Below are 11,124 nucleotides of genomic sequence, written 5' to 3'. Positions count from 1 at the left end.
ATTTACAAGGTACACGTTCCTCGGCGGAACATTTGCTATCTTAGCACATCTGGTTCAGTTTGTCAAGTACTTTTTTCAAAACTTTTCAAGTTTTTTCGAAGCACTCGCTTTACTTAACCGGGTCATAAGTTAGCTTTGCTATTGTAACACATCATTTTCTGTTTGTCAAGCACTTTTTTGAAATCTTTTCGGATTTCTTTCGGCGCTCTTTCCAGATTTTCCTGTGCCGCAAATCAGCTCCGCTATCTTAACACACTCGCTTCGGCTTGTCAAGTACTTTTTTTCGGGAATTTCGGAGGCTTTTCAAGTCCGTCCTTCCCTTTGTACCCGCCCGCCTTGCCTTCGTGCCGGACAGCTTTGTTAGATTACCATACCGCCCTCCGTTTGTCAACTGCTTTTTTCAAGTTTTTTCATGTTTTTTCTCTTTATGACTTTTTTCCCATTTCCTCCCGTTTTTATGGGTCGTACCTATGTGAAATCTGCAAAAGCATCTGGGCAAATCTCGGCTTTTGTGCTATACTGGCGTCACGCCGGTCCGCCAGCAAGCCGCGGCCCTCCGGCGTCTTTCTATACCTTATCTAGATATGATGCGATTTGAGGTGATTCCCCATGCTGATTCATCGTGCCGCCGCCGTCTTCGGCAAACTGGACCATCAGACCCTGACGCTGCATGACGGCCTGAATATTCTCCAGGCTCCCAACGAAACCGGGAAATCCACCTGGTGCGCCTTTCTCCTGGCAATGTTTTACGGGATTAACAGCCGGGAGCGGGACCGGGCCGGCGCTCCCTCCGGCAAGACCCTCCGCGCCCCCTGGTCCGGCGCCGCCATGTCCGGGCAGCTGGACTGCCGGACCGGCGATGGCCGCAGCCTGAGTCTTTACCGCTCCACCCGCCGCACAGCCGCACCCATGGCGGAATTCCGGGCAGTCTATACCGGCACCGCCGACCCCGTTCCGGAGCTGACCGGCTCCTCCTGCGGGGAAACCCTCCTGGGCGTCAGCCGGGAGGTGTTCGCCCGCAGCGCCTTCATCGGGCAAAGCGGCCTTGCCATCACCCAGGACGCCGGTCTTGAGCGCCGCATTGCCGCCCTCATCACCTCCGGCGAGGAGGACACCTCCTATTCCGAGGCCGCCGGCATCTTAAAAAAGGAGCTCAACCGCCGCCGCCATAACAAAACCGGACAGCTTCCGTCCCTGGAAGCAGAATTACAGGAGACAGAAGAGCGGCTGACTCTTCAGAGAGAGCTGGCCCGGCGTCTGGAGTCGGTTCAGGACCGCTGTGCCGCTCTGGCGGAGCGGGAAACCGCCCTGGAGGCGGAGCGGGCCGGTCTGGAGCGCTCTGCCCGCAGACAGGCGGAAAACCGGGCGGCTCAGGCAGAGCAGCGGGCCGAGTCCCTGGCCTGCCAGGCGCAGGAGAGCCGTATGCCGGAGATGGAGACCATCGGCCGCCTCCGGGGCGCCATTGTCAATCTGGAAACCACCCGCAGAGCCGCCGCCAAGGCCCGGGAACAGCGGGACGAGGCCAGGAGCGCCCTGCTGCGGGCCGAGGCCGCCGTCAACGAAAGTCCCTTCACCGGCCTGACCCCGGAGCAGGCGGAGCGGATTCCCCCGGACCTTCCCCCCAGGCCCCGTTTCCCTCTGTGGGCAGCTCTGCCGGCCCTGGCGGCGGGCCTGGGGCTGGGGGCAGCGCTGTATTACACAGACCGGGGAATTCCCCTCGCCTTGGGCTGCGGCGGTCTCGCGGCCGGGCTGATTCTATTGGTCTTCGCCCTTCTCACCAGAAACAGGCTGCGCCTCTGGGAGGACCTGGCCGCCCAAAAGCGGGCCCAGCGGCAGGATGCCCTTTTGCGCTATGCCGCCCAGTACCGTGCCGCCGATGAGGCCCGGAAGGAGAGCGCCGCCCGTTCCGCCGCCTATGACGGACTTTACAACGCCCTGACCGCCAACGAGCAGGGCATCCTGCTGGAGGTACGCCGCTTTGCCCCCGCCGCCTTCGACATCCCCGCCGCCGACGCCGCCCTCCGGGCCTTCGCCGTCCGCCGGAAGGAGCTCAGCGAGGCGGAGGCCGCCGCCCGGGAAGCCCGGCTTCGGCTGGAGCTTTTGGCGTCCTCTCCGGAACCGGAGAAACTCCCTGCCGGGACCTCTCCGGTTCCGCCGGGCCGGGACCGGGCCGCCATCGACCGGGAGCTGCGGGACGTCCAGGCGGAGCGGACCGCCGCCCTCAGCGAAGCCGGCCAGCTGACCGGCCGCCTTCAGGCCGCAGGGGACCCCCTGACCCTTCAGGCCGGCGCGGAACGGCTGCGGGATGAGATCGCCGCTCTTGAAACAGAATACAGCGCCCTGGAGCTGGCCGCCGAAGCTCTGGAGCAGGCCAATACCGCTCTGCAAGGCCGCTTTTCCCCTGCCCTGGGCCAGCGGGCCGCGGAGATTTTCGCCGGGCTGACCGGCGGCGCGTACCAGGGCGTCACTCTGGACCGGACCCTCCGGGTCTTCGCCCAGGACAGCGGCGGCGTCCCCCGGGAATCCGTCCTCCTTTCCGCCGGCACGGCAGACCAGCTGTATCTGGCGGTCCGGCTGGCTATCTGTCAGCTGGTGCTGCCGCCGGAGAACGCCGTGCCCATCATTCTGGATGATGCTCTGTCCAGCTTTGACGACCAGCGCTGCGCCGCCGCCCTCCGCTGGCTGCGGAAGGAGGCGGAACACCGCCAGATTCTCCTGTTCACCTGCCACAGCCGGGAAGCGGATTTCTTCCGGGACGATCCCGCCGTCTCCATCCAGCGGCTAGATCATATTTAAAAGAGGTGGTCCCATATGAAACGGCTTTTACTCTGCCTGCTGGCCCTTCTGCTTCTCAGCGGCTGCGGCCAGGCCGAAATTTTCGCACCCCGGCCCCCTCGTGGAGCCTGGCGAAGGACTGACGGGCCCCTCCGCCTGGCAGGGGCCTCCGGCAGGATGCCGGAAACGGACAGCGCCTCTGCCGAAGGGCGGCCCGTCAAACATCAATACGGAAGGAGACAATTTGATGAAAAAGCATTGGGGATGGATTCTTTTTTCCACACTTGCCGCTCTTTGTGTCCTTGGAGCATGGCTGATTTTACGGGCATCGGCAGAATATCCCGCCCTTGACGCCCCCGTCTCGTATCCTGTCAATCAGATTGACGGCTTTGAATTGACGATAGAAAAACCGTCGTGGTCCCCCTTCAAAGGGTATACGATTCGCTGGAAGGTTTCAGCAAATTCCGAAGACGTATACACGTTTTCCAAAGAAGGCGAGGGCTCAGGGTTTGAATATCTGGAACGCCTTGCAGACGGGCAGTGGTATCGGCTCGGATATACACAGGACGCATTCCCCTCGCATACGGCCGCGACAGAGTTCGGCCTCGGAGGCGAAGAGGGCTCCGGCCTCTCGGGCAGCATCGTTCAAAAGTACGCATATTATGGGACCCGCCTGGAACCGGGGACCTATCGGGTTGTATTGGAAATGAGGGCCAAGGATGGAACGCCCCATTATCTGGCCGCAGAATTTGAGGTTTGAGTCAGCCATCTATAGCAAACATCGAACTTCCCGACAAACGGACCGGCCAGGGGGCCGGCCCCTACGGAGGTGTGCAGGGGCCGCCGCCCCGGTAAGCTGTGCGCGGAGATGCGCCCTCGTATTTCTTCCTTTTCAGATTCATGCTGCTGAAAGCCGCTTCGTCAAACCGTTCATCAGAATATCAAAAACGGGCAGCCATCTGTTAATGGATGACTTCCCGACAAATCGAAATTTAATCATACATAGAATCAATCTCATTTGCAGGACATTTGCGCGCAGCCCATCCCGCAAAAAAATCGTTGAAAAACTTGCAGTATTTAGGTGTTATATATTTTGAAAGTAAATTTCCGCCGCTGGTAACAATTAAGGTATTACTGTCTCGCTCCTGCTTCATAATCAGGACTTCTCCGCCGCCACCCCATCCTACTGCAATATACTCTGGACAATATTTGTCCATTTCGTGCATTTGCCGTTCCTCCGGCAGTTCTTCCAATGAGCAAAGGCATATATCTCCATAACTCGTGCAATACTTTTGCGGATTATTACCAGAAATAAGCAAAAAATTTATGTAGCTTTCTGGTAATGTATAGTGATGCTCTCTTTCAAAGTCTTCAATTGTTTTTCTATCCATATGCGTTCCCCTTTGCTGAAAAACTCCGATTTGTTGACCTAATCATAGCACAGGACCCCCGCTATTTCAATAAATGCCTTTGAGGCAACCGCCGAAGCGATATCCCGGCGGCATTTCCCTTAAAAGGCCCCCCGGATTTCACGGAGTTGACGGCCCCGGGAAGAAGGTGTAAAATAGGGCGTAATCAAATCAGAGGGGCGGACGGAGGTCCGATTCCCTATTTCCGACGGAAAAAGGAGAATGATTATGAGCGAGTGCACCCACGACTGTTCCACCTGCGGCGAGTCCTGCGCCGAACGGCAGGAACCTCAGTCCCTGCTGAAGGAGTGTAACGCAAATGCCCGTGTGGGCAAGGTATACGGCATCGTCTCCGGCAAGGGCGGCGTCGGCAAGTCCATGGTCACCAGCCAGCTGGCGGTCACCATGCGCCGCCGGGGCCATGGCGTCGGCATTCTGGACGCCGACGTTACCGGCCCCTCCATCCCCAAGGCCTTCGGCCTCCACGGCCAGGCCATGGGCAGCGAGCAGGGCCTTTACCCCATGGAGACCAGGAGCGGCATTCAGGTTATGAGCACCAACCTGCTCCTGCCCGACGAGACGGACCCGGTAATCTGGCGGGGTCCGGTGATTTCCGGCGTGGTTCAGCAGTTCTGGACGGATGTGCTGTGGAACTGCGACTATCTCTTCATCGACATGCCCCCGGGCACCGGCGACGTGTCCCTCTCCGTCTTCCAGTCCGTTCCCCTGGACGGCATTCTGATTGTGGCCTCTCCTCAGGAGCTGGTCTCCATGGTGGTGGAAAAGGCCGTGAAAATGGCGGAAATGATGGAAGTCCCCATTCTGGGTCTCATTGAGAACATGAGCTATGTGGCCTGTCCGGACTGCGGCAAAAATATCCACCTCTTCGGCCAGGGCAAGACCCTGGACGCCGCCAAGCGCCACGGTCTGCCCCTGCTGGCGGAAATGCCCATCGACCCCGCTCTTGCCGCTCTGGCTGACGCCGGGGACATCGAGTCCTTCCAGGGCCAATGGCTGGACGCCGCCGCCGATCTTCTGGAGAAACAGGCATAACCCTTTGCGCCCTCACCCGCCGGAACCTGTTCCGGCGGGCGGAGGCGCGTTTTTGTTCTCCCGCCTCCCCGAGACAGCATTCCGTCCAGTCCCCGGCCTTATGCCCCGGCGGGGCAGGCGGACGCAAAAATTTGTACTGACCGTTCCGCCGCCGCCTCCTTCTTTTTGTCGGGAACGGCAATTGCAAAAACCGGCCAAATTCGACATAATAATAGTCAGCACAGCCGAAAAATGGTACATACCGGTTTTCTAACAGTGGCAAAGCGGCTGCCGGATAAACCCCCTGTGCCGGATATGAAGTCCACTGCAAGGCCGTTTTGCGGCCTGTGCGGTGCCTATAGAACATACCAAAAATCAGAAATTACAATATGACAGGAGGAATATCACCATGCAGGAACTGAAAGAGCGTATCGTTAAGGAGGGCAAAGTTCTACCCGGCAGCATCATCAAGGTGGACGGATTTCTGAACCACCGGGTGGACACCGTTCTGCTGGACCACATTGCCGAGGAATTCGGAAAGCGCTTCAACATGGACGAGGTCACCGTCATTCTCACCGCCGAGGCCAGCGGCATCGCCCTGGCGGCCATTGTGGCCCGGCACTTCGGCAAACCCATGATCTTCGCCAAAAAAGCCAAGAGCGACAACATTGAGGGCGGCCTGTACCAAAGCGATATCTTCTCCTATACCTACAAGAAAAAGGTCACGCTGCTGGTCTCCAAGGAGTGGCTCCACGCCGGGGACAAGGTGCTGGTGGTGGACGACTTCATGGCCAACGGCGAGGCCATGCGGGGCCTGTGCGACATTGTGGAGAAGGCCGGGGCCGAACTGGTGGGCATCGGCTGCGCCGTGGAAAAGGGCTTCCAGGGCGGCGGCGACCGTCTCCGTCAGGCCGGCGTCAATCTCCATTCCCTGGCCGTCATCGAGTCCGCCGAGCCGGGCCGCATCATTTTCCGGGAGGAGTAATTTTTTCCTCCCCACGAAACTTTCCCGCCTCTTTTTCCATCATGGCTTACAGACCATTTAAATTAAAAAGGAGGGTTTCCCATGAAACGAATGCTGATTCCCCTGTGCCTCGCGGCCCTGCTGCTCCTCTCCGCCTGCCGGGAGGCGGAGGCGGGCGACGCCAAGCCCGTGATCTACCTCTACCCGGAGAAGGAGACGGAAGTCTCCGTCCGCCTGGACTACGACGGAACGCTCACCTGCGCCTATCCCGCCTATGACGGCGGCTGGACCGTCACCGCCGCCCCGGACGGCACCCTGAGGGACGAGTCCGGCCAGACCTACAGCTACCTCTACTGGGAGGGCGTCACCCGGACGGAGTACAACTTCTCCCGGGGCTTCTGCGTTCCCGGAGCGGACACCGCCGCTTTTTTGGAGGACGCCCTCAGCCGCCTGGGCCTCACCCGCCGGGAGGCCAACGAATTCATCGTCTACTGGCTTCCCCGGATGGAGGCCAATCCCTATAACCTGATCGCCTTCCAGGCGGAGGACTACACGAATCACGCCCGCCTTACCGTCACCCCGGAGCCGGACAGCCTCCTCCGGGTCTTTATGGCCTGGAAACCCCTGGAGGCCCCGGCGGATCTCCCCGCCCAGGAGCTTCCCGCCTTTAAGCGCACCGGCTTCACCGTGGTTGAGTGGGGCGGAGCGGAATGCTCCTGACGCCTCATCAGGAACCATTTCCCTCTGTTTTCCGTCTATACCTATATACAATCAACGAACAGGGGGTATATTTATGAAGGTGAACCGCATCCTTGCCGCAGTACTGATTCCGCTTCTTCTACTCACCGGCTGTCAGACGCCGCCGGAGGACAGTCCCCTCCCGCCGGATGCCCCGGAGGAGACCGGCACGGCAGGCCGGGGGACCGGTGCGGCAAAAATCTCCGATCCATCCAATCCGCCGCCCCCCGGTTCCGGGCGGGACTCCCGCCCCCTCCGGCTGGCAGATGAAATCACCGTGGTCTCCATTCCAGAGACGCCGGACACCGCCAGCTTCTCTCTGACGTATTGGGACCCGGCTTATGAGGACGGCCAGGTGCTGCTGGTGCAGTCCTGCTATACCCAATCGGACCGGGACGCTCTGACGGAGGCCCTGCCGGAGGTCCGGGGCTGGGCCATTGAGGAGGACGGGCGGGTTTTGGTGAACGAGTCCCTGCCCATCTATGGTCTCCGCATCGAAGGCGTGGAGGAGGATTTTGAGGCCGTCTGTCAAGGCCGCCTCTGGCTGGACAACCAGGGCCATGTCCTGAGCCTCCGCGATGAACCGGCGCCGCCCGCTCTGTGGGAACGCTTCGCCCGGGAGCCGAGGGAGCGGGATCTGTATCTCCACAAGCAGAACCTGTATTTTCTGCCTGCCCTTCGGGAGCTGGCCCTGAGCTCCGGCACATGGGACCCCCGTTTTCTGGTCCCGGCGGACCACCCGGTCAGCGAGGCGGTCTCCATGGAGCTGACCTCCACGGAAAGCGGCCTGGACTGGACTGTCACCAACGGCCTAGGTGTGGAAATCCACCACGGCAACGGCAGCCACGCCGTGCCGGAGGTCCTGCTGGACGGCCAGTGGTACAAGGTCCCGACCTTTACCGCCAAGCACTATGCCTGGACCCTGGAGGCTTATATGACCCGGCCCGGCGAGACCTATTCCGGGACCCTCTGGCAGGAGCCCTATGGAATCCTGCCCGACGGGGAATACCGGCTGGCCTTCGACGTTTCGCCCAGCGCCGCCGGGGAGATCTGGGCCGCCGCTCCATTCTCCATCCAGAACGGCCAATTTCTCGTTGGCAAAAACTGACGCCGGCCTGCCTCGGATTTGGGGCGAGACCCGCTCATTCTGCCGCCCCGCCTCTCACCACGGGGCCCGCTTTGCTGGTCTGCGGCGGGGGTTTATCTCTTAACCCCTAATCATCTTCACTCTCCTGTCTGATAATAAAGGGAGGTTCAATATGTTCCATCAAACGGTCATCATTCTGGACTTCGGCGGACAGTACAACCAGCTCATCGCCCGCCGGGTCCGGGAGCAGGGGGTCTACTGCGTGGTCAAGCCCTATACCACCCCCGCCGCACGGCTCCGCGCCATGGACCCCATCGGCATCATCTTCACCGGCGGTCCCAATTCCGTCTACCTGCCGGAGAGCCCACACCCGGACCCGGAGATTTTCCGCCTCGGCGTGCCCATTCTGGGCATCTGCTACGGCTGCCAGCTTCTGGCCCATCATCTGGGGGGCAAGGTGGTTCCCGCCACGGCGGACAGCGCCCGGGAATACGGCAAGACCGAAACCGAATTTTCCACGGATTGCAGGCTCTTCCGGGGTCTCCCCGGAAAAAGCGTCACCTGGATGAGCCACGGGGACTATATGGAGCAGGTGCCGGAGGGCTTTCGGCTCTGCGCCCGCAGCGCCGCCTGTCCCAATGTGGCCATCGCGGACGAGGCAAGGGGTCTCTACGGCGTCCAGTTTCACCCGGAGGTCAACCACACGGAGCAGGGCGCGGCCATGCTCCGGAACTTCCTCTATGAGATCTGCGGCGCGAACGGCGACTGGACCATGGAGGATTACAGGAACACCGCCATCCGGCAGGTCCGGGAACAGGTGGGGGACGGCAGGGTGCTGCTGGCCCTCTCCGGCGGCGTGGACTCCTCTGTGGCCGCCGCTCTACTTGCCGAGGCCGTGGGGCCCCAGCTGACCTGCGTCTTTGTGGACCACGGCCTCATGCGCCTGAACGAGGGGGACGAGGTGGAAGAGGCCTTTTCCAGGTGGGACCTCAACTTCGTCCGCGCCAATGCTGAGGACCTGTTTTTAGCCAGGCTGGCCGGCGTCACGGAGCCGGAGGCCAAGCGGAAAATCATCGGCGGGGAGTTCATCCGGGTCTTCGAGGCAGAGGCCAAAAAAATCGGACGGGTGGACTATCTGGCCCAGGGCACCATTTACCCCGATGTCATCGAGTCCGGCGCAGGGGACGCGGCGGTCATCAAGAGCCATCACAATGTAGGCGGCCTTCCCGACTGCGTGGATTTCAAGGAAATCATCGAGCCGCTGCGGATGCTCTTCAAGGACGAGGTGCGGCAGCTGGGCCGGGAGCTGGGCCTGCCGGAGTATCTGGTGAGCCGCCAGCCCTTTCCGGGGCCGGGCCTTGCCATCCGCTGCATCGGTGAGGTGACCAGGGACAAGCTGGACCGTCTCCGTCTGGCGGATTTCGTCTTCCGGGACGAGATTGCTAGGGCGGGGCTGGAGGGCAGCATGGACCAGTATTTCGCCGTACTCACCAACCTCCAGAGCGTGGGCGTTCAGGGAGATGGCCGGACCTATGACTGCGCCGTGGCTCTCCGTAGCGTCACCACCAGCGACTTCATGACGGCGGACTGGACCCGCATTCCCTATGAGGTCCTGGACCGGGTCAGCACCCGGATTGTCAACGAGGTCCCCGGAGTGAACCGGGTGCTGTATGACATCACCAGCAAGCCCCCGGCCACGGTGGAATTTGAATAAGGAGTTTTCTAGTGGAACAGCTAAAGCAAGAACTGCGAAACCGCTATATTGACACCTACAATGCCTGCAAAAAGTTCCGATATACCCCGCGAGCATTTCTGGATATGGTTGTAAGCGATGAAGATATCGTTGATGTGACCCGCCGACTGATTCATAAAGATGGTGGAACTTCTGGCTTTACCACTCTATTTGAAAATGGAAGGCTGGACTTATCGGTGGAAAGGATTATCCTAGAACCGAAATACCGTATGTTATTCGCCGCTGAAGATTTGGCCACCGCTTATGAACGTTTGAAGGAATATCAATATTCTGAGCTTTCAGAAATTGAAGCTCCATAATACACAATACCAATCTAATAAATATACAAAACAGGAGGTAATCCCCATGGACAACAACGTACGTCCCGCCGACATGGCCCGCATCAACACCCCCGCGCTGGCCGACGCCTTCATTGCCGGCCAGGTGGCCCAGGTCCGGGCCCAGGTAGGCAGCAAAAAAGTGCTCCTGGCCCTCTCCGGCGGCGTGGACTCCTCGGTGGTGGCCGCGCTCCTTATCAAGGCCATTGGAAAGCAGCTGGTCTGCGTCCACGTGAACCACGGCCTCATGCGCAAGGGCGAGAGCGAGCAGGTGATTGAGGTCTTCAAAAACCAGCTGGACGCCAACCTGATCTATGTGGACGCCACGGACCGTTTTCTGGACCTGCTGGCCGGGGTGGACGAGCCGGAGAAAAAGCGGAAGATCATCGGCGGTGAGTTCATCAAGGTTTTTGAGGAGGAAGCCCGGAAGCTGGAGGGCATCGACTTCCTGGCCCAGGGCACCATTTACCCCGACATTCTGGAGAGCGACGGCGTGAAAGCCCACCACAATGTGGGCGGCCTGCCGGAGGACCTTCAGTTTGAACTGGTGGAGCCGGTAAAGCTGCTGTTTAAGGACGAGGTCCGGGTCGTGGGCCGGGCCCTGGGTCTGCCGGAGTCCATGGTGGAACGCCAGCCCTTCCCGGGTCCCGGTCTGGGTGTGCGGTGCCTGGGCGCCATTACGCGGGACCGCCTGGCGGCTCTGCGGGAGTCCGACGCCATTCTGCGGGAGGAGATTGCCGCCGCCGGACTGGACAAGCAGATCTGGCAGTTCTTCACCGTGGTGCCGAACTTCCGGTCCACCGGCGTCCGGGACGGCAAGCGGGCCTTCGACTGGCCGGTGATTGTCCGTGCGGTGAATACCGTGGACGCCATGACCGCCACCGTGCCGGAAATTCCCTACGAGGTGCTGAAAAAGATCACCGCCCGGGTTCTGGCGGAGGTGCCGGGGGTCTGCCGGGTGCTGTATGACCTGACCCCGAAGCCCGTGGGGACCATTGAGTGGGAATAACTGACAAAACCCGCAAAGCCTTGAAAACACTGGGTTTTTG

The 11,124-nt window shown here is 60.5% G+C and carries 10 protein-coding genes; 9 read left to right on the top strand and 1 reads right to left on the bottom strand.

What is annotated here, in order from left to right; all coding sequences use genetic code 11:
- Positions 1-609: 609 nt before the first annotated feature.
- A complete protein-coding gene (locus tag Q0063_RS13380; protein WP_297872470.1) occupies positions 610-2,796 on the top strand; it encodes an ATP-binding protein in 2,187 nt (728 codons plus the stop codon).
- Positions 2,797-3,022: 226 nt separating this feature from the next.
- Entirely contained in the window at positions 3,023-3,535 is a 513-nt protein-coding gene (locus tag Q0063_RS13375; protein WP_297872469.1) for a hypothetical protein, read from the top strand.
- 232 nt (positions 3,536-3,767) lie between these two features.
- On the opposite strand, the gene Q0063_RS13370 is transcribed toward Q0063_RS13375, so the two are convergent.
- Entirely contained in the window at positions 3,768-4,166 is a 399-nt protein-coding gene (locus tag Q0063_RS13370) for an SMI1/KNR4 family protein (RefSeq protein ID WP_297872468.1), read from the bottom strand.
- Between the two features lie 246 nt (positions 4,167-4,412).
- On the opposite strand from Q0063_RS13370, the gene Q0063_RS13365 reads away from it, so the two are divergent.
- The 7 genes from Q0063_RS13365 (at position 4,413) to guaA (Q0063_RS13335) (ending at position 11,084) form a co-directional block, all read left to right on the top strand.
- Positions 4,413-5,237: an Mrp/NBP35 family ATP-binding protein gene (locus tag Q0063_RS13365; RefSeq protein ID WP_297872467.1), complete on the top strand. Its 825-nt coding sequence runs from the start codon at positions 4,413-4,415 to the stop codon at positions 5,235-5,237.
- Positions 5,238-5,625: 388 nt separating this feature from the next.
- A complete protein-coding gene (locus tag Q0063_RS13360; protein ID WP_297872466.1) occupies positions 5,626-6,201 on the top strand; it encodes a xanthine phosphoribosyltransferase in 576 nt (191 codons plus the stop codon).
- Positions 6,202-6,282: 81 nt separating this feature from the next.
- Entirely contained in the window at positions 6,283-6,900 is a 618-nt protein-coding gene (locus tag Q0063_RS13355) for a hypothetical protein (protein WP_297872465.1), read from the top strand.
- A gap of 73 nt (positions 6,901-6,973) precedes the next feature.
- A complete protein-coding gene (locus tag Q0063_RS13350; protein WP_297872464.1) occupies positions 6,974-8,026 on the top strand; it encodes an immunoglobulin-like domain-containing protein in 1,053 nt (350 codons plus the stop codon).
- Between the two features lie 151 nt (positions 8,027-8,177).
- Positions 8,178-9,719: a glutamine-hydrolyzing GMP synthase gene (gene guaA, locus Q0063_RS13345; RefSeq protein WP_297872463.1), complete on the top strand. Its 1,542-nt coding sequence runs from the start codon at positions 8,178-8,180 to the stop codon at positions 9,717-9,719.
- A gap of 11 nt (positions 9,720-9,730) precedes the next feature.
- Entirely contained in the window at positions 9,731-10,057 is a 327-nt protein-coding gene (locus Q0063_RS13340; protein WP_297872462.1) for a hypothetical protein, read from the top strand.
- A 73-nt stretch (positions 10,058-10,130) separates the two neighbouring features.
- Complete coding sequence (guaA, locus tag Q0063_RS13335; protein ID WP_367180387.1) at positions 10,131-11,084, top strand: glutamine-hydrolyzing GMP synthase; 954 nt, start codon at positions 10,131-10,133, stop codon at positions 11,082-11,084.
- Positions 11,085-11,124 lie beyond the last annotated feature (40 nt).

It is taken from the genome of uncultured Oscillibacter sp., assembly GCF_947654275.1.
In the GTDB taxonomy this organism is placed as follows: Bacteria; Bacillota; Clostridia; order Oscillospirales; family Oscillospiraceae; genus Oscillibacter.
Note: the sequence above shows the minus strand (reverse complement) of the source record. Positions and strands in the feature narration are given on the sequence as shown.